Here is a 23162-nt window from a genome sequence, read left to right on the forward strand (position 1 = left end):
TTAGTTTTGAGAGTTTGTAAACAGTACCATTGGCATATTGATGGTACGGTTGCCCAGTGATACGGGATCAGGTGTTTCCAGTATAATGTGGCTGGATGACTGGCTGGCGATAGAGAAATAGGTGATGAGTTCTGTCAGTCCTTTTTCTGTGCCGTAAATTTCTACCAGTTCCTTCAAACTGATTTGTTTTTTGTTTTGCAGTTGGGTGTTGATACGATCTTCCAGTAGGGCGCGATCGATATTGAAGTGGTTGAAGAGTGCATCGAAATCGGTGTCAGACAGGTCGGTACCGCCCACGCCTTCGGGGAATTCCACGTCGGGGTGTTCTTTTCTTTCTTCGGCCATTTCCCAGCGATCGATCATATCCAGTTCGGGGTCGCTTTCTATGTCGACAAAGAATTCTTCACCGGGTGGATTTTCCAGCGCCTGGAAAGCCAGTTGGCGGATATCGTTGATCAATTCAGTGGCTTTGCGGCGGTCGGTGAGATTTTTTTCACTGAGTACGCGACTGAGTTTATCACTGAGCTTTTTGTTGGCATCGATTACCTTTTTACCGGAGGCATGTAAAAACTGTTTTAATTTTTTCAGGAACCGGTCGTTTTTGTATTCAATGTTGCGATCTTCCAGCAGGGAGTAGAGTTTTTCTATCATTTCCCTCATTTCTTCCTGTTTGTTTTCGTCCATGAGGAATTGCCAGAAGGAATAGAAGCTCTTGCCCTGGTCTTTTTGGCGCAGGGCTTCGAAAGAGTCGAGTGTATAGGCCAGCAGGGCGCCTTTGGCGATATCCTTTTCGCTTTGTTTGCGGTAAATTTCCTGGGTAATTTGTTCGAAGTTTTGTTCTACTTCTTTAAAATCGCTCAGGAGTTCACGGGACATGCGGTTTACATCGTAGAAGCGTTCCTTGATCTGTGTGTCGTCAAACACCTGTACTTTGCCGGTGATGGTGATAGCCTTTATCTCCTGTTCAATTTCGTATTTCTTTTTTTCCAGTTCCTGGATCCTTTGCCGGGGATCTTTATTGCTCTGGTCAATCAGCTCTTTGAGTTTGGAGAAAATATCTTTAAAGCGGCTTTCGGTGCCTACAAATTCGCGTTTCTGAAGTGTGGATACCCAGTGCATCACCTTTTCCATGTCGCTGCTCAGCTCATGGATATCTACTCCGTCGTCGTCGGGGTATTTGCGAAGGAAACCTTTATTGCTCCACTGATCGATATATTTCCTGGCTTTCACGTCGTCATTGTCCAGCAGGCTGCTCGCATCTATTTCATCATCGGTGGCCCGGTAACCGGTTACGCCGAGGTAGTCTGACAAACGGGTTACCAGTTCCACGTTGGAAATGGTGGTATGGTTTTTTTCCTTGAAGGTGTAATGAAAAAATGACAGCATCATTGGTGCGCTACGTGCCCGGAGTATTTTGAGTGTTACAGACTGGGCATATAGATTACATAATTGGTCATACGTCATAGCTGTAAAAATACGGAATTGCGTGTTAAGAACGGCGATTTTGGAAGGCTTACATTACATAAAGCCCATCGAGCCGGGGCTGTACCGGGGTTGGTACCGGTTCATCGCCCAGCATTTGAATCACATTGATTTCTATGGTCCTGGCTATATTATCCAGGGGAATGGCCAGGGGCTGGAAATCGAAGGGATCCATCAGGGTAATGCCGTTGAGGTGAGTTACATGAAACACGAAGCCAAACATCCAGCCGAAGGGGATGGACCAGCCGCCAATTGATTCGGTCATCATTAGGGTGTTCATGATCACATAGAACCAGATAAACACTTTGGTGAAATACACGTAGCTGGGTGGGAATACGGTATTCCTGATCCGTTCCGACTGGCCCATAGAATCGCAGTGTCTTACGAGCAGCTGGTTAAGTTCTATGAAATGAAACCCGTCTATTACGCCGGCATCCCGGAGTCGTTGCAGATCGCGGGTTTGCAGATTCAGGATAGCATTGGGGATATTGCTTTGTTTTTGTACGGCCGTTATTTCGTCCTGGGTGAGATAGCGGGTGTAGTATTCATCGGGGCGTTTACGGAGCACCATTTTAAGGGCGTTGATAAAGGCCAGGTGCCGGTATATCATGTGGCGTACCAGGGCTTTATTTTCCATGTCTGCCCCGGCACTGGCATAAAAGAGCAGGCTACGGGCCCAGGAGCGGGAGTCGTTGACCAGGGCGCCCCATATTTTCCGGGCTTCCCACCAGCGATCATAGGCCTGGTTATTGTTAAAGCCGATAAAGAAGGCGATAGCAGTACCCAGTACAGCGGAAATGGTAACGGGAATCGACACATGTGCCGAAAGCCAGTATTTATCGATGCCATACACCAGGGCACAACAGGCCAGCAGCATAAGATCTACCTTCCAGGTGTAAGAAAATATCTGGCTGAAGGAGAGTCGGTGTTTCAGCAGCATATGATATGTTTATTTTTCTGGTAATCTTTTTTGGGATGCACATCTCTTTGCATGACTTCAATATACATAATATCGTTCCAATTTAATGCGCTTCTTTCAAGTTTTTTAAATATCATTTCATTGGAAACCAACCATTTAAATTTTATTTCCCTAATAGTCTATAGATTTAGTAGGGTGATTAAGATATTCTTTCTATATTTGTGGTACAATAGCAAGCAATATTCACCAAACCTATAACAGCGGCCATTTTATCAGCCATTAAAAATATTATTATGTCATCACTTTACAGATACGCCGATTACTTAACCGCACCGGTACCAGAAAATTTCCCCAGCCCCATTAAAAACCGGGAGCGCATTAACCCGCTACAGGAAGGCGCTTTTTTCCCTGAATTTTTAGCAGAAGAGTCGCGCATTATTAACCGCGGAGCCTTACTGAGCGATGTAAAGGATATAGTGTCTTTGCACCAGCTGACTGCGCAACCGTTAGTAGTGGTATTTTATTCCTGGCATTGGAATGACTATGCCGACCGTTTACTGGCACAGTTACAAGAGAGCCACGCAGCCATTGAAGCCACTGGCGCTCGTTTATTGCTGGTATCCAGTGAGGATAAGAAACATTTTACTACCGTTAACCCGGGCAATTTTTCTTTCGATATTATACATGACGCACAGCATCGCATTGCCCGCAAAGCAGGCATTTACAGGGAGTCGGACCCCATCTGGGGACGGGTATCAGGTGTAAACGCAGATGTGCCGGTACCCGCAGTATACCTGGTTACACCTTCACTGGAAATTAATTATGCGTTTATTGATCTGTACTTGCAGGAAAAATTTTCGCCGGAAAGCCTGATAGCGGCCATTGACAACCAGCTGGCCATCAGTGCCTGATAGCTACACGGGCTGCATATCATGTTTGCGCAGGCACATTAAAGTATAGCGATATATACTCCATTGTAAACTGTTGCAGTTTAATGGCGATAAATTTTCTATTTTTTCCTGGAGAGAGGGGATAATTTTTTTGAATAACTGTTGATGAGTTTCTTCCGCTGTAGACAGAATTTGGTCTGCCTGTGCGTAATTTGTTGCCGTACTAAGAGCTGCTATAATCTGTAAAGCATGTTCATCTGTCGTCATAATAATAATTTTTTTATTGCTTAGTCCTATCTTCTGATCCACATTTTTAGCATTAAATCTGCCGAAGTATCCACCAGCTGATAGCAGGGAGGTACCTCATCTTCAAGGCTGTGAAAGGTAACAAGCCTTGTTCCGCTGGCACAATCGTTTAATTTTTTAAACAGGCAGCGGCTATAATAATTATATAAACTGGTCGATAATTCCACTTTGTTATCAATCTGATCCTGGTCTACCAGGTTTTCGAAGAAAGAATTGTAAAAGTAGAAGCCATCGTATGCAGAAATATCTGTTTGCGTAAAATTGCCCTGGATGAAATGTGCATTCCCGGTTTGCGTAACTTCCCTGGCCTCCATCGCATATTGATAGAGTTCTTCCCGTTGTTCAATACCATAAAAAGAAGATTCAGGATAAAAGCGCGCGCCAACCAGGCAAAATTTGCCGACGCCGCTTCCAATGTCGAGGATTTTTTTCCCGGGCTGATGTGCCAGGAAACGTGCTGCTGATTTTGCGATGCTAAGTGGCGTCCAATGCCGCCTGGAAAGCTGTTGTATCTTTTCCGGATATAACCAATCAAAAGCGGCATCATTTACGTAGCAATTCGGCTTTAAAAAAGTAGAAGTTTGCATGAAGGCGCAAAGGTACGATTTTTACTGCAAGCTTGAAAGCCCATCCCGTCGAAAAAGATGATATAAGCATTTTATGTATTATTCATCTGCCGTTTCCAGCAGAAAGATGGCCTCTACCGTAACATTGAATATCCGGGCTATTTTTAATGCCAGTACCGTAGAAGGTACATACTTCCCGGATTCAATCGTATTGATGGTTTGACGCGATACACCCACTTTTTTTGCCAGGTCTTCCTGGGTCATGTTATGAATGGCCCGCTGCACTTTTATGGTGTTTTTCATGAGGGTAAAGTTCGACGGTTTTTAATAATGACAAAATGGAAACGCAGTATGAAAAAAATCAATGGCGTAAACATGTTATACACCAGTACCGAAAAGTAGTCCCAGTTGTAAAAAGTCCAGGTACCAATCAATAATAACCCATAATTGATGTAGATGGCCCACTGTAGCGACTCCCGGCGAACCGCCGCAATGTACTCATCTTCATTTTTTTCCTTGGAAAAAGCAATCATTAACAAACTGATAATAAGTCCCGTGACGATGATTTCATCCGCAAAATTTCCCTGGCTTTCCTTCGTGGTGTTGTAATCCACCCAGCTATAACTGAAATTCATGACGGTACCTAACAGCCATGTACCAAAGGTTAACAGGAAGAGTATTCCCCCGATTTTTTTGTATAGATGGGGTAGTAAATAACGTGATTTCATGATAAAGGTCTTTTTATAAAGGTAAATATTTCTTACAAAAAGACAAAAATACTTTACATAAAGTAAAATAAATAAGACTAATTATCATGATCCGTTATATGAAAGTTCGTGTACCAGGAGCCGTATAAGCTGATCTGAATGCTTTAGGTGTACAGTCTTTTTTCTTTTTGAAGATGCGGTTGAAATTGGAAATATTATTAAAACCGCATTTATAGGCGATTTCATTGACGGTATGTGTTGTTTCAATGAGTAGCCGGGAGGCATGTCCTAGCCTGATTTCTATCAGCGTGTCTACAAATGTTTTCCCGATTTTGGCCTTAAAAAAGCGGCTGAAAGCCACTTCTGTCATCGCTACCAACTTAGCTGCTTCTCCCAGGGAAATTTTTTTATCATAATTGGCATTCAGGTAATTCATAATTTTTTCCACACGCCTGCTGTTGTAAGAAAAAGTGCCCGTGTTACCGAATGTAGTATCGGAGAGCGTGCGCATATTCCGGCTGGTCGATAAATCATGCAGGATAGACATCAGCTCCAGTACCGCGTCAAATCCTTGCTGCTGCGGCAGCCGGATCAGGCGGGGCATTATCCGCTGCGTGGTTTCCGTAGAAAAAAGAATACCGCGCAGGGAACGCTCAAACATATTTTTGATAAAATTCATCTGATTGCGTTGCAGAAATTTTTCATCAAACAAATCACGGTGAAACTGGACAGTAATTTCTCTAATTATGCCGCCGGTATGTTTGTGCGTAAACCATCCGTGCTGCAGATTAGGCCCTACCAGTACCAATTCCAGCTCGCCGATTTCTTCTATATGATCGCCGATAATTCGCCTGGCTCCTTTGGCGTGTTGAATAAAATTGAGTTCAAACTCGTCGTGGTAATGCAAAGGGAAATCAAATTCCTTTTTCTCCCTGGCAAATAAAGTGAAACAATCACTCTGGGTTAGCGGCGTAATTTCTCTCAGTAACTTACTTTCTATCATAAACGTGGATTGGCTTCCGTAGAATCTCGATGCTAAAAAAGCATCATTGAGATAAACATATTGGGTTGTAAAATGCAATTTTAATTTATTTTCCTTAAAATCTAACAGGCTGGGCTATTTGATTGGATAAGTGTATGTATGACATTTTAATTTAACAACAATGCCCGTTGTCATGGAATAGCCAATAGTTAATAAAGTATTACATTTGTGTGTTCATAAACCACGTTATGCAGTTAGGATGCCATTAGCACTGTTACCCCATTTCCAGTTGTTGCCGTCCGCGCCGCTTATCTACGGCTTCAAAGTAAAATTATCTGCGGCAGCAACACCTGGATGGATAGGCACTATGAATGTTTAACAGGATGTTAGGATATCTAATATAAATATTGTACCGTTTAAATAAATATTCGTTTATCCGTTAAGATTAGGTGTATGAAAACGTTATCACAGGGTAGATGAAAACGCTTTCAGCTGCCAGCGTTTTGTCCCGTGCTGTAGGCAGTCAATTTTTTCTCCAGGGTATCCCCATCTATTAAAGCCCAGTGGGCAATGATCCGGTTATCTTTCAGGTGAAAGCAACGGTAACCTCTGGTCGTTACCGTTATACCCGTAGCGGGAATACCTCTCCAGGTACCAATATGTTTCATTTGCATGGTAACCCTGATCATAGCCTTACCAAGTTCTGCTACCTGTTCCTCTATGACGGTAATAGGTAGAAAGGAAGTGTGGGTCATTGCAATCCATTGCTGTAGCCCGGCGATGCCGGCCGGGAGCGAAGGTGCCAGGGAATGGTCTGTAAATTCCGGATGCAGGAATTCATGTACCCGGGATATATTGCCCTGGTTCCAGATAATGGAAATAAAGCTGTCGATGAAGGCTTTTTGTTCGTGTATAGTCATAACCGTTAGTTTGATTGAACAAAGGTAGATAGCCGGTGGCGGTACGATTGTGTCAAACGTCACATAATGGCTACCGGGTACGGCGGCGGATGCGGCTGAGTGTTTCCCTGGATGTGCCAAGGTAGGAGCACAATTGTGTAAGAGGTACACGTTGCACCAGTTCGGGGTGATGGGTCAATATGGCCTGGTATCTTTCTTCCGGGGTATTTTTGGTGAGCCATTGTATATGTGTTTCCTGTACAATAAGCAGGTGTTCCAGCCACTGGCGGCCAAAGGTGGTAATTTCAGGCGATAGTTGATAAAGTTGGGAGAGCGTGTCTTTATGCCATTTCCACAGCGTAGTTTTTTCCATGGCATGCAGGTTGTATTCAGTGCTGGTATTGTTTCGCAGGCTTTTTATATCGGTAAAAAACGTGTTTTCGAAGTAAAAAGCAGTGTTGATTTCGCGGGTGTCTTTATCGTGGAAGGCCCTGCAGGCACCGGTTTCTATGAACCAGATGTATTGGCAGCGCTGACCTTCCCGAAGTAGATAGTCACCTTTATTTACCACTTCCGTGTTAGCGTTACCGATGAGCAGCTGCATGGCGTCAGGTGTTAATGACGCAATGTGCGCAAGGTTTTCCGGCAAATGAGGTGATATAGCTTTCATCATATGAAGTTCTTAAAAATACCCACAAGTAGGTATTTGACAGGCTATTACTTTAACATATATTTGTGACAGCAATTTGATATCATCTTATTCCATTATAAAAAGTCATCCACCTGATTTAGTCAATCACCGTATTTTCTACCCCCAAAAAAGGGTCTCTTCTTCGCGAATGGGACCCTTTCGTATTTTTTAATGCATTACATTTGCCGACAGAGAGTGCCATTATCAACCATCATTAAAGAGCAATTCCTATACAAGATTTATATCAGTACATGATTGAGCACATTGTATTTAATAATGACTCAGGGCTGGAAGGTAAGCTAAAAGCTTTAAAGGCCCTGGATGCAGCGCTTCCTGTTGTGGTAATTGTGATGAATGTGCAAAAAAGCTGTGTGGAATATATGTCGTCCCGTGGCTGCAGAGAGCTGGGAACAACGCTGGAAGCCTTACGGGAGATGGGACCAGCCTATTACGACAATTTTTTTAATCCTACAGACGTAGCCGATTATCTGCCAAAGATCATCGCTATGCTGGAGGCGCCGGCAGAGGAAAATATGGTGGTTACCTTTTTCCAGCAGGTAAGGATGGCCACCTCCCGTGACTGGTCCTGGCATTTGGGCACATCCCGGGTGTTTATGCGCGATGCTGACGGTCAGCCTACTCATGTTATTACTTGCGCCACGCCCATTGATCCGCTGCATCATGTGACCAGTAAGGTAAATCGGCTGCTAGAAGAAAATAACTTCCTCCGTCGCAACCAGCATATATTTGCTTCGCTTACCAAACGGGAAAAAGAAATACTGCGACTGCTGGCCCTGGGGTTCAGTGCGGTGGAGATTGCTGAAAAAACGGGTATTTCGGAGAAAACGGCGGTTACCCACCGGCGAAATATTAAAGCAAAGATAGGCGCACAGTCCAGTTACGACCTCACCAGTTTTGCCCAGGCTTTCGATCTTATATAATTTTTATATATGTGTGGAAGGGCCGTGGCCGGCATTTCTCTGCTTTAAGGAAAAATAACCCTCAATTTTTCTGCATGTAAGCAGAAATGTGTATTTTCATTTCGTATACCATATTTCTTTGCCTGTCTGTTGCGCCTTGCAACGGGCTTGTTAACCAAATTAATTATGTCTTTTAAAGCTGTTCTCAACATCGATGGTGAGGAAATGAATGTCCTGGAATGCAGGTTTTCATTTTCCCAAAACACAGACCATAATGGGAAACCTGCCGCCCGCCCCAAAGGAGGCACCATTAATTTACTGATAGAGTCTGCTGGCGAAACCAGTTTGTTTGACTGGATGATTTCCAACACCCAAACAAAAAATGGAAGTATTACCTTCTTCCGGAGGGATTCCATGTCCAGGCTGAAAGAGCTGAAATTCACTGATGCTTACTGCGTGGAATATGAAGAAACGTTCAACGCCAACAACGAGCAGCCGTTGCAGATTCAGCTCACCTTATCGTCCCGGGAAGTGAAGTTGAACAACTCCACTTATCAAAACCCCTGGCCGGTATAGAGCGCCCGTTGCCCAGTTGGCATTATAGCCTGAATGAGGTGCGCAAAGCGGCCCATTCAGGCTACCATAATTTTGTGTATCTTGGTAGCAGTCCGTGGTCTATCCATGCCTGGATAACGAATACCTTATCATATGCAATCATTAAATTTTACCCCGTTCCCTTTTCTCTCTACGCCCCGCTTTCAGCTGCGGCCGCTCGCCTTAACAGATACGGAGGATGTTTTTATATTACGCTCAGACCCGCGTGTTAACCAGTTTCTCGACCGGCCGGTAGCAACTACGACAGCAGACGCCCGCCAGTTTATAGAAATGATACAAGACGGCATCGCCAATAATAAATGGATATACTGGGTAATTACCAGTAAAGACAATGACCAGCTAATAGGAACCATTGGCCTATGGCATATAGTGCCGGAGCTCGAAGAAGCGGAAGTTGGCTATGAACTGCTCGCCGATTATTTCGGAAAGGGCGTTATGCTGGAAGTCATGCCAGAAGTTATTCGCTATGCGCGGCAACAGCTGCAGGTAAAAAGAATTGCCGCTTTGCCAGCTGTGGGAAATGAACGCTCAATCAAACTCCTGGAACGGAATCATTTTACCGTCGATGATGCGCTGAGAGCACGACTGGAAAAAGAAGATGATCTTATCAACATGTTAGTGTACTCGCTGATAATGCCGTAAAATATTCCCTCACTTTTTTCTGCTATCGTATTCCCTGATTCCCGTCATATTCCCATTATAGCCGCTGTATCGATGATGAACACCGTGCTTTGGTAGATGAACGACCTGTTTGATGTTTTATTCAACCGGTATTAGCCGGTTAATGCCCCTGGTACCCGTTTCCCGTGATTCGGGATGGGCTGCTTATGTCTATATCCATGGCACTTGGACAGCGATTTTAAATGCACCAATATTGTTTCATTAAACAAAAAATTACCAGTATGAAACAGACCAACAGTTACCCCCGTATTTTCAAAAACTTGCTGGCAGAACAGAGACAATATATTAAATACGTAACCGTCGCTGAAGATGGCATAGATATCCTCCACACTTACGCATGAGGAACGAGAGTTTTGGAACGCCTACGGAGTGGGTATTGTAAAAGCCATCAGTGTTAGTGCCGGCGATTCTACCGTAACCACTCCGCAGTCGATCGAATAACTGTTTACCACCATTTTATCAAACCATTAGTGCAAATGCCTGAAGTACTTATATCTGAAGTGTACCAGATTACTAACCGCGTTACAGGACAAGTCATAAAGTTCCTGAAATCTACCGACGATACTGCGGGGGAATACCTGGAAATGGAGGCTACCTATCTTCCCTTTTCTTCCGAACCTCCCCTGCACTACCATCCTGCCCAGGAAGAATTTTTCCAGGTAGAAGAAGGAGAGCTGACCATACGTTTGAATGGAGAAGTAAAAATTTTAAGGAAAGGAGCCAGGGTACATATTAAACCTAACATAAGGCATAGCATGTGGAATTCCGGTTTTAAGCCCACTGTCGTGAACTGGAAAATTGTTCCCGCCATGAATACGGAACAGTTTCTTCGTACCATGACCCGGCTTTCTAACCAGGGAAAAACCGACAAAAAGGGAATGCCCTCCTTCCCCGTTTTACTATTCCTGTTGCAAAAATACAGGAAAACATTTCGGCTGGATACCCTCGCTGGTATTTCACTGCAGCTATTGTGCATTTTATTGTTGCCCACTTTCTTTGTACGTAATTACAAAAAAAGATTTAATAACCCCTCACATCTTTAAAGAACAATTCAACATGAAGAAAATTTTACCGCTATGCGTATTTTCATTGGCATGCTCTCTGGTATCAACTGCCCAGCTGAAAACAACGCAAAAGCAAACCTGTTGTTAAAAAAAAGGTGGAGAAAACAGCGGCTAAACGAGCCCCCGGAACCGTAAGGAAAACAACGATTAGCACTACAAACGCGGCCGCAGTGGCTGTTGCGCAGCCCAGTGCGGCACCATGCTGCAGAAGCCATCTTCAAATTCAGAGGATACCATGGCGTAGGCACCGACATGACCCTGGCACTGATGTATGAATATCATGGAGCTATTCCTGTAGACGGACTACGCTGGTATGCCGGCGCTGGAGTATTCGGCGGGCATTTCCGGCTGAAAAACAAATACCTGGCAGCCAGCGGTTACGTTTAACGGTGGTTATGTAGACAGCGGATTTTCAGCAGAATACGGAGGAATTAGTGTGAAGTATACATTTTGACGATTGATGAGCGAGCACCTGGATGGCGTATGCTGTCTGGGTGTTTGTTTACTTCTTTTTTTATAAAAAGGAAATACTGTTAGTTGTTAGTTGCTCTTTAGTCTTTTGTGACACTCTGTTTTATAATTTCTGCCAATAGGTAGTTCAATGCCGAGCAGCTCTACAGAATAGGCATGATAGCTTTCTATTTTATGCGTAGATACAATGAATGACCGGTGTATTCTCATGAATTTTTCTTCCGGTAACAACTCTTCCAACAAGCTGATTTTCTGTTTTGATATCAGTACTTTATCTTTAAGAACTACTTTGATGTAGTCCTTTAGACTTTCAATCCAATAGATGTCGGCTACATTTACTTTCACCATCTTTCTTTCCACACGCAGGTAAAGGAATACATCATTTTTTTGTTCGGTTGCTTTTTCCGAGATCGTAATTTTCGGGTTAGTTACTTTATACAAAGCAAATACTTTATCGACTGCTTTCAGGAAGCGGTCAAATGGTATGGGCTTCAGCAGGTAATCAACGGCGTTGAGATCAAATCCTTCCAGGGCGTAGTCCTGGTAAGCCGTGGTAAATATTATTTTGGGTGGATGCTTCAGGCTCCGGATAAAATCAGTGCCTAATAGTCCAGGCATTTTGATATCCAGGAAGATAAGATCCACTTTATGTTGTTGCAAGAGCTGGAAAGCTTGTATAGCATTATTACATTTAGCAACCAGTTCTATCTCCTGGAAATTTTCAATATACTTTTCGATAATCTCAATCGCATGTGGCTCATCATCCACGATCAAGGTTCTTATTTTCATGAGGTATTAAATTTTGTTTCAGGTCCAGGTCAAGAATAACGACAAACATTTCTTCTTCCTCGAAGATCTGTAATTGATGGGCATATGGGAACAATAGTTCCAACCGCTTCTGCACGTTGTTTAGTCCTATTCTTCCTACTTCCTTATTGCTATTGGCCGATGTGCTGGCCGGTTTACTATTGGATATTTTAAATTTCAGCCGGTTGTTTTTTAAGTGCAGGTCCATATTGATCCATGCGTCTTCCACTGTTTCGCTGGTACCGTGTTTAAAGGCATTTTCAATGAGCGGCAGCATCAGCAGCGGTGGAATTTTTTGCCCATTCATTTCTCCTATAATACTGAAGTTGAGATCGAGCCTGTCTTCATACCGCAGCTTTTCCAGTTCCACGTATCGCATCATGATCTCTACATCGCGTTTCAACAGCACCTGGTCGGTACCGCATTCGTATAGCATATACCGGAGTATATCTGACAGGCCAAGCACAATAGTGGGTGATTGCGGCGATTGCTGCAGAGTAAGGGCGTACAGGTTGTTGAGGGTATTAAAGAGGAAATGGGGATGTATCTGGCTTTTCAGGGCGCTTAATTCCGCTTGTGTACTCAGCTGTTTTTTCTCAAACCACATTTTAATGAATTTGAGAGAAATAGCTACCCAGATGACCATGTTGCTTTGTTCAAAGGCATTAATGAGATATATCGGTTTAAGTAACTGTTGCAGGAAAGTGCCATTCAGTTTATGCCATGTAAAGGCAGGGTTTTTCTTCAACATTTGCTGCATGATATAAGGATCGGCCAGCGTGATTTCTATTAGCCTGAACAGAAATCCTGCGGTGAGGGCGCAAGCAGTTAATACCAATGCCAGCTGTACATATTTCTTGCGGTAAAGAAACCGCGGAATAGCCCAGTAGGCCACTGTATAGAAGTAAGCCCATTGCAGCGGCTGAAACATCATGATCACCAGGAAGGCGGTACCATAATCAGGAAGACCTGCGCCATAGAATATGGTGAGTATGAGGGTGACAACCGACCAGAAGATAATATGATGTAGTGTGCTCTTATTCATTTGCCAATGCAAAGGTACCTATCAGAGAAGTGTGCTGCTGCAACTGAAGATAGACGGTGTTGTTTTGTCGATCAACAACCGGTTTGTGCCGGGGTGGCATAGCCAGGATCCGGTTTCAGCTTCAGTTTCATAATGACGGCAAATACTTCTTCTTCGTTAATAATTTTAAGTTCGTGTTGCCCGGGATAAAGAATATCCAATCGTTTCCGGATATTCAGCAACCCAATGTTGCCAAAGGCCGACGATTGCGCATGATGGTCGCTGTCTGGCAACTTGTTATTGGATATTTTAAAAATGAACTGATCCTGCCTGGCTTTTGCGGAGATGTTGATCCATCCATCTTCCATCAGTTTACTGATACCATGTTTAAAGGCATTTTCCACCAATGGGAGGATCAACAGGGGGGCCACGTTAAACTGCGCCAGGTGTCCATCCATATCCATATTAATTTCAAGCTGGTTCTGATACCGGATTTTTTCCAGTGAAATATAACGTTCTATCATCCTGATTTCCTTTTCCAGGTTGACAGTAGATGTGTTGCATTCATACAGGATGTACCGTAGTATTTGTGATAGCTCCAATACTACTTCCGGCGACTTATCAGATTTGCTGAGACTGAGTGCGTATAAGTTGTTGAGGGTGTTGAATAAAAAATGTGGATGAATTTGTGCTTTCAGCAGGTTAAGTTCTATCAGCTGGTTTTTATTCCGGTAGATCAGGTAGATAATCAGGCAGATGCTGATCAGCCCGATGATCAGGATGATAGCAATGAGAATGACGCGGTTTTTATTTTGCAGCTGTACGTTTTTATTACTGAGTTGTAATTGTTGCTCTACGATGGCTTTTTCTTTTTGTGAAGATTGGTATTTTATCTCTGCTTCATGAATGGCTCTCTGGGTGGTTTCGTTGAGGATCGTATCGTTGAGTGTATTGTATTTTTTCCACAGCTGGAGTGCGATATCGGGGTGTTTTAATTTTTCCTGGATAGCCGCGCCTAACAGGTATACTTCTTTCAGGTCATTTTTAGGCATGAGCGCTTCTGCGGTGGGGAGTACCAGGTCATAGTATTTTTGAGCGGTACGGGGATCATTTAATCCATCGTAGGAAGTTGCCAGGCCATAATTGGTATACATTTCAAAGTCGGGGTCAGGATCGGCTTTAAGTATATCAGCGGCTTTTTGGTAATAACGAAGGGCTTCCCGGTTATTTTGTGTTTTGTTGTTGATATCTCCAAGATTGACGAAGGCGTGTAACAGGAGGCTGCGATCGTTGAGTTTTTCCGAAATGTGTGTTACCTGCTGGAGATGTTGCGCAGCGCGATTGTACTGGCCATTTATCACTTCGCTGTTGGCAAGGTTAACGATGCTTTTGGCCCATTGGAGGCTGTCTTTTAGCAAGGCGGCTATTTGGGTACTTTTTTCTGCGTAATAAAGGCTGTTCTTTTTATCGTTCAGGTCTACGAATATAGAAGCCAGGTTATTGTAGTTTCTTCGCAGGCTGGCAGAATCTTTCTTGTATTCAGCAATTTTAATGGCTTTGAGCATGTTATCTGCTGCCAACTGCAGGTTACCAAGGCAACGGTACTGTACGGCCATATTATTATAGGCGTTGGCGATGACCTGGTCGTTTTTTAGTTGTTGACCGAGGGCTAGTTGTTCCTCGCTAATCCGGAGTGCTTCCGGATAGCGTAACCGGGTATACAGGAAGTTGGCATAAGCCTGCATGGATTTAATGGTTTGAGCAGTCTGGTGGCTTGTTTTGGCTAATGTCAGCGCTTTTTTTATATAAGTTTCGCTGGAATCAAATTCATTCCTGTCCATTTTCACAGTTGACCATTTCAGCCAGTTATCAACGGTGATGCTGTCTGCTGCGGCAGACTGCCCGTAGATTGGCTGTAATGACATACAGCATAGTACAAGGATATAAAGAGTACGTATACAGTACAACATAAAAGATTCCTGTGGCTATCAATAATAATAAAAGTCCTGTGGTAAGCAAGATAATACAGTCCAGGGGCTGTTCCTCCAATCATCGATATAAGGTAAACTTTGGTCGATTAACTGCAATATAGGGCAAAAAAAGAGGCCAACATAGCTGGCCTCTTTTCTTAATATGTTAGCTGGATTAGTGGTTCCATTCCAGTCCGGCTGTATTGAATTCCATGATTGCGGAGCCGTTATCGAAAAATTCGGCTTGTACGAATACTGTTTTTGCCGTTTTCAGTTTAGCCAGCAGTTTAGCTGCGCCCTGAAAAAACACGACGTTGGAGCTGCCATCTGCTGCGCCGGTAACATTGATCGTTTGCGCGGCGCCGCCGTCAAAACGGATGTTTATTTTTCCGTTTCCCAGTCCATGTGCCGCCATAATCTGGCCTTTGGTAACGGAAAGGGCTATGTCAGTGGCGCCGGTACTACGTTTAATAATGCTTAGCGTGGCTACAGAGCCGCCATTGTAAGGGAATTTAAAGTCCAGTTCGTCCTTCGCATCTACCTGTGCATAGAAGTTCTTTTTAGAAGTCATTTTATCTTCTTCTTCAGAATACTTCCAGGCGCTGGGAGTGGTTTCAGTTGTAGTGGTGCTGGTACTGCCGGAGGTAGCTCCTGCTTTTGTGCTATCTGTGGAGGTAGTGGTAACGGTTGTTTTGTCTTTGGAACCACTAACAAGGCCTCTAGATATCAGGATAAGGCCAATTGATTAAATAAAAAAAGCCGGTAGCTATCAGCTGCCGGCTTTTTTATCTACGAACGGTTGTCGTTATTCTTATTCTTTATTGAATGTACGTACTGACGTACCAAAGCTATTGTTGATAACCACCCATTTAAGTGTAACAGCGCTACCTGGTCCTCTGATAATGGAGGTGTTTTTAAACGACATTGCTCCAAGTGGAGTGTTTTGTTCAGTTCCAACAAAGGTATTTCTGTCAAGAAAACCAATATAAAATGGGAAAACAAAGTTGGGGTCATTGGCTACTCCTCCTGGGTTTTCCACAACGTATAACCCTGTTGCCACTTTGGTAACCGTAATTTCAACGCCGTTAGTGCTCCTTTTGTAGGTACCACTGATGTCATCCGCAGCGTCAGCATAATTGCTGATCAGTACGTGCCTGGTAGCGTTGGTCTGATAACCATAGGAATTTACGGCATGGTAATTTACCGTATACACGCCACCTTCAGCAGTGTTTACATTTTGGGATACCGGTGTAAGGTCGGTTGTTTTATTGGCTGCGCTATCAAAGGAGGTAGCTCCAGGGTCAGTATAAGTGCCACCAATCGGGAACACTACGTTAGGTCCACCCTTCATAGTGATTTTGGGATACTGTGGAGTTACTACCTGGGTGATCACTCCTTCTGAGTTCTTTGTACAGGCTGTAAACAAGAGGCAACCTGCAAAGAGAATATATAATGCTTTCATGAAAATCTGTTAATTGTTAAAAGAAAATATTGACCCGATATCATCCATGCCAATAGTTACTAATAGCTAATTTTTACTGCGCCCACCATACTTTATCGTACACAAAATGGTTGGTTTTAGGTGCATTTACGTTCCTTGTCATTTCCGAACTAGGATAGAGGAATATACCCGGCATCCTGTTGGCACCAATAATAGAACCTTGAGACACTATGAAGAAGGAAGGGAAACCGGTTCTTCTCCATTCTGTCCATGCTTCTATGTTCTGCGTGCCGCACATAGCAGCCCATTTCTGTGTAATAATAGCTTCAAGTTTCTGAGCGTCGGTACCAGTTGAAGGATATTTAACTCCATCCTGTACAATGTAATCACCATAACCATCTACCTGGAAGGCGGCAAAATTGTACCGAACACCTCTGTTATAGAAGCTATCTGCCGGAGTACCGGTAAGCCAGCCTCTAACGGTTGCTTCTGCCTGCAGGAAGTTAGCCTCGTAATCTGTCATAACTCTTACCGGAGCGAAAGCAGATTGAGGATCATTGGCATCGCCACCAGTGATAGCAGTCGGCGGTGAAACGATGGTAGTAGGCGGGTTACCGAAGCTACCCTGTGGTATACTGGAAAAGTTACCATTGGGTGCTGGTCCGTAGAAGGCAAAAATTCTGGGATCGTTATTTTCATTGAAGAAATTGAAAGCAGTAGAGCTGGCCACCAGGTTTTGTGTTTTATCCAATACTGGGCCTGCAATAGCTCCATACAGAGGATTTTGTTGTCCTCCTGTGGCATTAAAATTCTGCATAGCAGATTCTCCTGGTCTGATGAATTCTGCCCCCTGCAATGATTTAACGATATTGGCCGCTCTTGCTGCATCTTTTTTTGCCAGGCGTAAACCGATCTTTAATTTCAGCGTATTGGCAAAGCGAAGCCATTTGTCCATCTTTCCTCCATAAATCAGATCGTCTGGACCAGGGTTTACTGCATCATTTACGTCGATCATATTCCTGGCGGTATCAATCATCTTTACTAAACCGTCATAAATATCACTCTGGGCGTCATATTTTGGAAACAGGATGCGAGTGACAGCGTCTCCCTGCAGCGTTTGGCTATATGGTACATCTCCCCATAAGTCGGTGGTTAATTGGAATGCGTAGACTTTGAGGATAGTAGCTAATGCTACATACTCCTTTTGCTTGGTGGCATTTCCTTTTTCTACTACTTTCTGGAGGTTCTCCAAAGCATCTACCTGCAAGTTGAGCCAAACGTTATCAAAGTCACCCTGTGCCGGAACATATTGGTCCAGGGAATTGTATTGATTGGAAGTCGGATTCTGCGTCCAGTACTGGGCCCAGATGCCACCATTGATCGCCAGTGTATTACCAAGGGCATATGTCAATCCCGTTTCCGCTCCGGGCAATAACAAATTAGCTGGTACATCAACCGCGTTATTGGGATCAGTATTAACATCCAGGAACTTTTTGCACCCCCCTGTAAATATCAGGAGGACTGACAAAGAGAGTGTTGAAATTATATTCGTTTTTTTCATCAAATTAATTTTTTAAGGCCCTTAAATTAGAATGACACATCCACCTTGATACCCATGTTCCGGAGAGATGGATTAGACAAGAACTCATAACCCTGTACGTTGGCAGCACCCTGACCGTTGATTTCAGGATCTGCAAACTGATTGGATTTTGGTACCCACAGGAAAAGGTTATTTCCATAAAGTACTACATTGAGCCTGGAGAATGGTGTTCTCTTCAGCATAGACTGTGCAAAAGAATAAGTCAAAGATGCTTCACGCAGTTTCACGTAGCTGGCATCAATGAGGTTTTCCCCAGCAGGAACAATACGGGTCCAATACCTTTCAGGGTGGAACGTAATAGAGGTATTGTTAACCAACTTGCCGGTACCATCATCATATACTGAATTCGGGAAAACATAATCTTTACGGCCGTTAGCAGCTGTTTCTATTGAATAACCACCAAAATCAATTACGCTCTTGGTGTTAGAATAGAATTGTCCACCTTGTTTGGTATCAAACAATACTTTCAGCGTAAAGCCTTTGTAAGAGATATTAGCACCCAGGGAGGCCATATAATCAGGCAGGTAAGTGCCATAGAAACGGGTAGCACTGTTGTGCGGCATCCCTGTTGCGGTATCTATAACTACTTTACCACTGGCTGGATCTATTTCAAGACCAGTACCATAGAATGTACCATATGGTTTGCCTATAGCGGCCACCTGTTGCATAGCAGTGGTACCATTACCGATTACAATCTGGTTAATGCCTTCGTTGATGCTTACTACATTGTTTTTAACTTTATTGTAAGTACCAAATACTTCTATTCTCAGGCCATAAGACGTATTTACAGGGGTAGCTCTCAAACCTATTTCAAGACCTTTGTTGGTCATTTCACCCACGTTCATAGCAATAGAGGTATAACCGGAGCTGTTTGGAATTGGAACGTCTACAATCTGGTTGGTGGACTTGGTGTTATAATAAGTCAGGTCCAGATTAATCATATTTTTGATAAACGATAATTCCGTTCCTACTTCAAAAGAAGAAGTGAACTCTGGTTTAAGGTTCGGGTTACCAATCCTATTACCGCGGGAAAAGGATGGGATAGTAGATCCATTAGAAGTCAATGGGAAAATAATGGATCCAAAGTCGCCATTGATACTGGTTTTAGCATAAGTGGTCTGCAAGAGGTAAGGGTTGGCATCCTGACCTACTTTTGCATAGCTCAGTCTTACTTTACCAAAGCTCAGTACATCACTGAACGCTTTGTCTTTGTATAGCTCAGAAAACACAAACGCACCATTCACACTTGGATAGAAGTATGAGTTGTTATTAGTGGGCAGTGTAGATGAGATATCATTACGACCGGTGAAGCCGAGGAAGAGCATGTTTTTATAGTCAAAGTCAGCTTCTCCATAAAAACCATACAGTCTTCTCTGTGTAAGGGTATTGGTAGAATTGATCGGTCCGTTGGAGTTATCCAGGTTATAGAAACCGGGTACGATCAGCCCGCCAGTACCGTTAGTAGCAGAAAACAGATTATTGTTGGTAGTTATTCTAACGTTGTTACCACCCAGCACTTTCATGTTCAGGTCTTTGGCCAGTGTGGTGGTGTAAGTAACGATCAGGTCATGGTTGAACTGCAGATAATTGGTAATATCCTGGGAATATTTACCATTATCAGTCCAGTTGTTCTGTCCATAGAATGCTTGTTCAAAAGGCTTATAGAAATATTTGGCGCCTTTTTCATATCTACGGTCGGCATATACGTCTGCACCAATACGCTCAGTGATATCCAGTCCTTTCACAGGTTTATAAGACAGGGAGAATGTACCGTTTATGCGGTCAACGGAGTTGTTGTTCTTGTAATTCTGTAGCAGGAAATACGGATTTTTCGTATAGGCGCCATAGTAGCCATAGTACTGAGTACCATCAGCACCAGTGAAAGTACCATTGAAAGGATTGCTAAGGTCCTTGAAATCAACGATAGGCATGTCCCTTGGTTGCTGGAATATGGAGTTATACACAGAGTTCGTTTGTCCGCCCAGTGGCAGTTGGCTGGAAATGTTAGTATAGCCTACTGATACGGTGCTAGAGAATTTGTCGGAAAATTCAGATGATCCGCTAAATCTAATGTTGTACTTATTGTAGTTGGTAGTAGGGATAATGCCCTTGTTGTTTAATGCCCCTACTGACAAGAAGTAAGTTGATTTTTCGTTACCACCGGAAATAGTCAGGTTATTATTGAATGTCTGGCCGTAGTCGAAGAAATTTTTTACGTTGTTAGGGATCGCCTTGTATTCTTTCAGCTGTTGTTTACCATTGATCACCTGACCGAAAGGTCTTACTTTACCATCAAATGGCAAGCCCCAGCTAAAGTTTTCTCTTCTGTCGTCCGCAATGGCATCCAAGTCACCCTGACCGAATTCATTTTGGAAGGTAGGCAGTTTCAGTACCTGGGACAGTTGATAACCAGTGCTGAAATTGATTTGCGCTGGAGAATTTTTCTTTCCTTTTTTTGTAGTGATCAGGATCGCACCGTTGGAAGCGATACTTCCATAAAGAGCAGCCGCAGCAGGTCCTTTCAGTACGGTAATGCTTTCAATATCGTTCGGGTTGATATCGTTACCCCTGTTACCGTAGTCCACCTGGTCGTTCAGAAAGTCGGAGTTACGGATGTTATCATTACTTACCGGGATACCATCGATAACGAATACTGGTTGGTTGTTACCATTGAACGAGGTTGGACCACGGAGTGTAATCCTGGAAGACGCGCCAGGAGCATACCCAGAGGTAATGTTCAGACCGGCTACTTTACCAGTTAAAGCGTTGATCGGGCTTACGTTATCGCCAATATCCTCTTTGTTGATAGTGGCCACGGCGTAACCGAGACTTCTCTTTTCCCTTTTCACACCCTGACCGGTTACAACGATTTCCGTTAAAGCGGTACGGGTAAATTGCAGGGATACATTGTATGTGGAAGCGCCGGTAACCGGTACTTCATGGGTGGTATAACCTACAAAGGTAAATACCAGCACTTGTCCTTGTGATGCTGTGATGGAGTAGTTTCCTTTTGCATCTGTCTGCGTACCAGTGTTGGAGTCTTTAATTCTAACACTCACGCCAGGCAGGGCAGAGCCATCCTCTTGTGCAGTTACTTTACCGGAGATCTTTTGCTGTGCAAAAGCAAATACAGGCGCTAGCAGTATTAGCAATGCTGCCAAAGTTTTTCGCAAAACTTTTTTGATTTCCATGTCACAAGGGGTAAAAAAAATGAGACAGGTAGTTTTTTTCCTCATAAACAAGATTTGGGTTGTGGATTGTTAATTTATAAACAGTCTTTATGTACTTATTGGTAAATACAGCTAATGGATAGAGGGTGTTTAAGGATCAAATACGTTGTAGCAAGGTATCAAATGTTGTCTCCTTCCATTTCCGACGCCAGGTTGAATTGGCGCCTGCTGATTTAGTTATTTTGGTCAATTACACTATTTATTCACTAAAGCCGTTGTTGGTCGACAAGGTCATGAACAAATTTCCGGGTATGCTTCACTTCATTTGTGACAGGTTATCAGCGTCATTAAAGAAACGAGAATATTCCAGGCGGTATGCCTTTCTTTAGTAGTCTTTTTTCCTTTTTTCACAAGCAACATTCTCTCTAAGCATGGGCAGGTACGGTCATTGGTTATTATAAGCTGAGGTCGTTCTTTTCCCCGTATGAAAACCGTATGCACCCAATGAACTCTTCTATCTCTTTTTTGCTGATCATTATAACAAGTCCTATATCTATAGCGTCTTAAGTTATCAGGGTGTCATTTTTAATTTTGTTGTATTAGTGTTTTAATTGAATTCCTGGGATCACCCCATTCATTAAGTTTTCCCGATAGTTACTTCACGTTTGTCACGCTTTTTGGGTACCCCAACAATTTTTCCTCATAATGCAAAGGGTAACTTAATAATTAGTTAACGATAATGTTTTGTTAAAAGTACTAATTTATTCTAATATAACGGCGCAAATTTCTATAAGAAAGATGTGCCATTACTGGTAGAAAAGTAATAAATTCCCATCTGCACTAGCTTCTGGCCGAATTTGTGATTTGTTCGTCCAGCCGGATTTCCGCTAATTCGCCTTACAAATTTAAAGAATTGTTAAAAATCTACTTTTCTAGTTAAACACTTCGGAAGTACCTGAGGTTTAATTGATACCGATTTTTTTTGTTGAAGGAAAAGAGATAGCAGAAGGTTGTTTTGTTAAAATTTATATAAATTTAATGTGTAATTATTTGATTATAAATAAAAATAGGATACCGGTGGGTATCCTATTAGTGTTCAAAACTTTCACTTTATTACTGCCGTTGTCCGCCAATGGCCAAGCCGCCATCTATCAATATACTTTCTCCTGTTACAAAAGAGGCGGCAGCGCTGCTCAGCCAAAGCACCAGTTCCGCTACCTCAGCAGGATTTGCAAACCGGCCAATGGGGGCATGCCTTTTCAAGGGCTCCTTTTGCAGCTCGGCATCTTCACCACTAAAAAAGCGATCAAACATCGGGGTTTGGATATAGCCCGGCTGAATATTATTTACCCGGATACCCGCTTCAGCTGTTTCTACCGCCAGGGCCCGGATCATGCCATCCAGCGCCGCTTTACTTGCCGAATACAGGCTTGAACCGGCAAATGCGCCCCGGGCCAGCCAGGAAGAAGTGTTGACGATCACCCCGCCGGTACCTTGTTTTTTGAATTGAGCTATTTCATATTTACAGCATAACCATACGCCTTTTACATTAATGTCGAATACTTCGCCAAATGCGGCATCGGGCATTTCATGAACCGGGGCGAAAAAACCTTCGATACCGGCATTATTAAAGGCGATGTCTAATTGGCCATAGATACGTACTGTTTCGTTGATCAGACGTTGCACCTCCACGCTATTGGAAACATCGGTTTGTATAAAAGTAATATTGGGGCTTATTTCCCGAAGCGAGGTAACGGCCAGTGCTCCCTGCTCCTGCCTGCGTCCGGCAATGACTACGCTGGCGCCGTTTTCGAGATACAATTTGGCTGCTGCCAGACCTATTCCTGTTGTGCCGCCGGTAACCAGCGCAACTTTTCCTTTTAGATTTTCCTGTGCCATAATTTTAGTAATTGATGATGACACAAAGATCCATCGCGTAAGCAGGAAAAAATTATGC

23 protein-coding genes are annotated in these 23162 nt (G+C 43.4%); 6 read left to right on the top strand and 17 right to left on the bottom strand.

Going from position 1 to position 23162, the window contains the following annotated elements; all coding sequences use genetic code 11:
* Both FHW36_RS05105 and FHW36_RS05110 read right to left on the bottom strand, forming a co-directional pair.
* A complete protein-coding gene (locus tag FHW36_RS05105) occupies positions 1-1464 on the bottom strand; it encodes a DUF3375 domain-containing protein (protein ID WP_145663247.1) in 1464 nt (487 codons plus the stop codon).
* Between the two features lie 49 nt (positions 1465-1513).
* A complete protein-coding gene (locus FHW36_RS05110; protein ID WP_145663250.1) occupies positions 1514-2422 on the bottom strand; it encodes a bestrophin family protein in 909 nt (302 codons plus the stop codon).
* A 272-nt stretch (positions 2423-2694) separates the two neighbouring features.
* On the opposite strand from FHW36_RS05110, the gene FHW36_RS05115 reads away from it, so the two are divergent.
* Positions 2695-3312, top strand: coding sequence for a redoxin domain-containing protein (locus FHW36_RS05115; protein ID WP_145663253.1), 618 nt, complete (start codon positions 2695-2697; stop codon positions 3310-3312).
* A 3-nt stretch (positions 3313-3315) separates the two neighbouring features.
* Here FHW36_RS05115 and FHW36_RS05120 read toward each other — a convergent pair whose 3' ends face one another.
* The 7 genes from FHW36_RS05120 to FHW36_RS05150 all read right to left on the bottom strand — a co-directional run bounded on the left by FHW36_RS05120 (position 3316) and on the right by FHW36_RS05150 (position 7424).
* Entirely contained in the window at positions 3316-3558 is a 243-nt protein-coding gene (locus FHW36_RS05120) for a hypothetical protein (protein WP_145663256.1), read from the bottom strand.
* Between the two features lie 26 nt (positions 3559-3584).
* Entirely contained in the window at positions 3585-4184 is a 600-nt protein-coding gene (locus FHW36_RS05125; RefSeq protein WP_145663259.1) for a methyltransferase domain-containing protein, read from the bottom strand.
* A 78-nt stretch (positions 4185-4262) separates the two neighbouring features.
* On the bottom strand, positions 4263-4466 hold the full coding sequence (locus FHW36_RS05130) for a helix-turn-helix transcriptional regulator (RefSeq protein WP_145663262.1): 204 nt from the start codon (positions 4464-4466) through the stop codon (positions 4263-4265).
* Positions 4463-4891 carry a hypothetical protein gene (locus FHW36_RS05135; protein ID WP_145663265.1) on the bottom strand — a complete coding sequence of 143 codons (429 nt, stop codon included), beginning with the start codon at positions 4889-4891 and terminating at the stop codon, positions 4463-4465. Before FHW36_RS05135 ends, FHW36_RS05130 begins: the two co-directional genes overlap by 4 nt.
* Positions 4892-4985: 94 nt before the next feature.
* Entirely contained in the window at positions 4986-5873 is an 888-nt protein-coding gene (locus FHW36_RS05140) for an AraC family transcriptional regulator (protein ID WP_145663268.1), read from the bottom strand.
* Between the two features lie 467 nt (positions 5874-6340).
* Positions 6341-6772: an ester cyclase gene (locus FHW36_RS05145; RefSeq protein ID WP_145663270.1), complete on the bottom strand. Its 432-nt coding sequence runs from the start codon at positions 6770-6772 to the stop codon at positions 6341-6343.
* Positions 6773-6842: 70 nt separating this feature from the next.
* A complete protein-coding gene (locus tag FHW36_RS05150; protein ID WP_145663273.1) occupies positions 6843-7424 on the bottom strand; it encodes a Crp/Fnr family transcriptional regulator in 582 nt (193 codons plus the stop codon).
* A 269-nt stretch (positions 7425-7693) separates the two neighbouring features.
* On the opposite strand from FHW36_RS05150, the gene FHW36_RS05155 reads away from it, so the two are divergent.
* The 5 genes from FHW36_RS05155 to FHW36_RS05175 all read left to right on the top strand — a co-directional run bounded on the left by FHW36_RS05155 (position 7694) and on the right by FHW36_RS05175 (position 11109).
* Complete coding sequence (locus tag FHW36_RS05155; protein ID WP_145663276.1) at positions 7694-8383, top strand: helix-turn-helix transcriptional regulator; 690 nt, start codon at positions 7694-7696, stop codon at positions 8381-8383.
* A 165-nt stretch (positions 8384-8548) separates the two neighbouring features.
* On the top strand, positions 8549-8938 hold the full coding sequence (gene tssD / locus FHW36_RS05160) for a type VI secretion system tube protein TssD (protein WP_145663279.1): 390 nt from the start codon (positions 8549-8551) through the stop codon (positions 8936-8938).
* A 132-nt stretch (positions 8939-9070) separates the two neighbouring features.
* Positions 9071-9619: a GNAT family N-acetyltransferase gene (locus FHW36_RS05165; RefSeq protein WP_145663282.1), complete on the top strand. Its 549-nt coding sequence runs from the start codon at positions 9071-9073 to the stop codon at positions 9617-9619.
* Between the two features lie 515 nt (positions 9620-10134).
* Positions 10135-10701: a cupin domain-containing protein gene (locus tag FHW36_RS05170; protein ID WP_145663285.1), complete on the top strand. Its 567-nt coding sequence runs from the start codon at positions 10135-10137 to the stop codon at positions 10699-10701.
* A 198-nt stretch (positions 10702-10899) separates the two neighbouring features.
* A complete protein-coding gene (locus tag FHW36_RS05175; RefSeq protein WP_145663288.1) occupies positions 10900-11109 on the top strand; it encodes a hypothetical protein in 210 nt (69 codons plus the stop codon).
* Between the two features lie 153 nt (positions 11110-11262).
* Here FHW36_RS05175 and FHW36_RS05180 read toward each other — a convergent pair whose 3' ends face one another.
* The 8 genes from FHW36_RS05180 to FHW36_RS05215 all read right to left on the bottom strand — a co-directional run bounded on the left by FHW36_RS05180 (position 11263) and on the right by FHW36_RS05215 (position 23104).
* Positions 11263-11982 (bottom strand): LytR/AlgR family response regulator transcription factor, encoded by a 720-nt coding sequence (locus FHW36_RS05180; RefSeq protein WP_145663291.1) that lies wholly within the window; start codon positions 11980-11982, stop codon positions 11263-11265.
* Complete coding sequence (locus FHW36_RS05185) at positions 11954-13045, bottom strand: sensor histidine kinase (protein ID WP_145663295.1); 1092 nt, start codon at positions 13043-13045, stop codon at positions 11954-11956. Before FHW36_RS05185 ends, FHW36_RS05180 begins: the two co-directional genes overlap by 29 nt.
* A 71-nt stretch (positions 13046-13116) precedes the next feature.
* Entirely contained in the window at positions 13117-14949 is a 1833-nt protein-coding gene (locus FHW36_RS05190) for a tetratricopeptide repeat-containing sensor histidine kinase (protein ID WP_186452308.1), read from the bottom strand.
* Between the two features lie 220 nt (positions 14950-15169).
* Positions 15170-15565 (bottom strand): hypothetical protein, encoded by a 396-nt coding sequence (locus FHW36_RS05195; RefSeq protein WP_145663301.1) that lies wholly within the window; start codon positions 15563-15565, stop codon positions 15170-15172.
* Between the two features lie 240 nt (positions 15566-15805).
* Positions 15806-16456, bottom strand: coding sequence for an immunoglobulin-like domain-containing protein (locus FHW36_RS05200; RefSeq protein WP_145663304.1), 651 nt, complete (start codon positions 16454-16456; stop codon positions 15806-15808).
* Positions 16457-16529: 73 nt separating this feature from the next.
* Positions 16530-17996, bottom strand: a complete 1467-nt coding sequence (locus tag FHW36_RS05205) for a SusD/RagB family nutrient-binding outer membrane lipoprotein (RefSeq protein ID WP_145663307.1) — start codon at positions 17994-17996, stop codon at positions 16530-16532.
* Between the two features lie 26 nt (positions 17997-18022).
* A complete protein-coding gene (locus tag FHW36_RS05210) occupies positions 18023-21196 on the bottom strand; it encodes a SusC/RagA family TonB-linked outer membrane protein (protein ID WP_186452309.1) in 3174 nt (1057 codons plus the stop codon).
* 1122 nt (positions 21197-22318) lie between these two features.
* The gene (locus FHW36_RS05215) at positions 22319-23104 is read right to left on the bottom strand and encodes an SDR family NAD(P)-dependent oxidoreductase (RefSeq protein ID WP_145663316.1); all 786 of its coding nucleotides are present in this window, start codon (positions 23102-23104) and stop codon (positions 22319-22321) included.
* Between the last annotated feature and the right edge of the window lie 58 nt (positions 23105-23162).

The sequence above is a fragment of the Chitinophaga polysaccharea genome (assembly GCF_007829335.1).
In the GTDB taxonomy this organism is placed as follows: Bacteria; Bacteroidota; Bacteroidia; order Chitinophagales; family Chitinophagaceae; genus Chitinophaga; species Chitinophaga polysaccharea_B.

Excerpts from the sequence above, each read along its gene's own strand:
- FHW36_RS05130 (WP_145663262.1), bottom strand. The coding sequence starts at position 4,466 with ATGAAAAACACCATAAAAGTGCAGCGGGCCATTCATAACATGACCCAG.
- FHW36_RS05205 (WP_145663307.1), bottom strand. The coding sequence starts at position 17,996 with ATGAAAAAAACGAATATAATTTCAACACTCTCTTTGTCAGTCCTCCTG.
- FHW36_RS05180 (WP_145663291.1), bottom strand. The coding sequence starts at position 11,982 with ATGAAAATAAGAACCTTGATCGTGGATGATGAGCCACATGCGATTGAG.
- FHW36_RS05190 (WP_186452308.1), bottom strand. The coding sequence starts at position 14,949 with ATGTCATTACAGCCAATCTACGGGCAGTCTGCCGCAGCAGACAGCATC.
- FHW36_RS05155 (WP_145663276.1), top strand. The coding sequence starts at position 7,694 with ATGATTGAGCACATTGTATTTAATAATGACTCAGGGCTGGAAGGTAAG.
- FHW36_RS05135 (WP_145663265.1), bottom strand. The coding sequence starts at position 4,891 with ATGAAATCACGTTATTTACTACCCCATCTATACAAAAAAATCGGGGGA.
- FHW36_RS05115 (WP_145663253.1), top strand. The coding sequence starts at position 2,695 with ATGTCATCACTTTACAGATACGCCGATTACTTAACCGCACCGGTACCA.
- tssD (WP_145663279.1), top strand. The coding sequence starts at position 8,549 with ATGTCTTTTAAAGCTGTTCTCAACATCGATGGTGAGGAAATGAATGTC.
- FHW36_RS05200 (WP_145663304.1), bottom strand. The coding sequence starts at position 16,456 with ATGAAAGCATTATATATTCTCTTTGCAGGTTGCCTCTTGTTTACAGCC.
- FHW36_RS05110 (WP_145663250.1), bottom strand. The coding sequence starts at position 2,422 with ATGCTGCTGAAACACCGACTCTCCTTCAGCCAGATATTTTCTTACACC.
- FHW36_RS05125 (WP_145663259.1), bottom strand. The coding sequence starts at position 4,184 with ATGCAAACTTCTACTTTTTTAAAGCCGAATTGCTACGTAAATGATGCC.
- FHW36_RS05140 (WP_145663268.1), bottom strand. The coding sequence starts at position 5,873 with ATGATAGAAAGTAAGTTACTGAGAGAAATTACGCCGCTAACCCAGAGT.
- FHW36_RS05120 (WP_145663256.1), bottom strand. The coding sequence starts at position 3,558 with ATGACGACAGATGAACATGCTTTACAGATTATAGCAGCTCTTAGTACG.
- FHW36_RS05170 (WP_145663285.1), top strand. The coding sequence starts at position 10,135 with ATGCCTGAAGTACTTATATCTGAAGTGTACCAGATTACTAACCGCGTT.
- FHW36_RS05215 (WP_145663316.1), bottom strand. The coding sequence starts at position 23,104 with ATGGCACAGGAAAATCTAAAAGGAAAAGTTGCGCTGGTTACCGGCGGC.
- FHW36_RS05150 (WP_145663273.1), bottom strand. The coding sequence starts at position 7,424 with ATGATGAAAGCTATATCACCTCATTTGCCGGAAAACCTTGCGCACATT.
- FHW36_RS05165 (WP_145663282.1), top strand. The coding sequence starts at position 9,071 with ATGCAATCATTAAATTTTACCCCGTTCCCTTTTCTCTCTACGCCCCGC.
- FHW36_RS05185 (WP_145663295.1), bottom strand. The coding sequence starts at position 13,045 with ATGAATAAGAGCACACTACATCATATTATCTTCTGGTCGGTTGTCACC.
- FHW36_RS05195 (WP_145663301.1), bottom strand. The coding sequence starts at position 15,565 with ATGACTTCTAAAAAGAACTTCTATGCACAGGTAGATGCGAAGGACGAA.
- FHW36_RS05145 (WP_145663270.1), bottom strand. The coding sequence starts at position 6,772 with ATGACTATACACGAACAAAAAGCCTTCATCGACAGCTTTATTTCCATT.
- FHW36_RS05105 (WP_145663247.1), bottom strand. The coding sequence starts at position 1,464 with ATGACGTATGACCAATTATGTAATCTATATGCCCAGTCTGTAACACTC.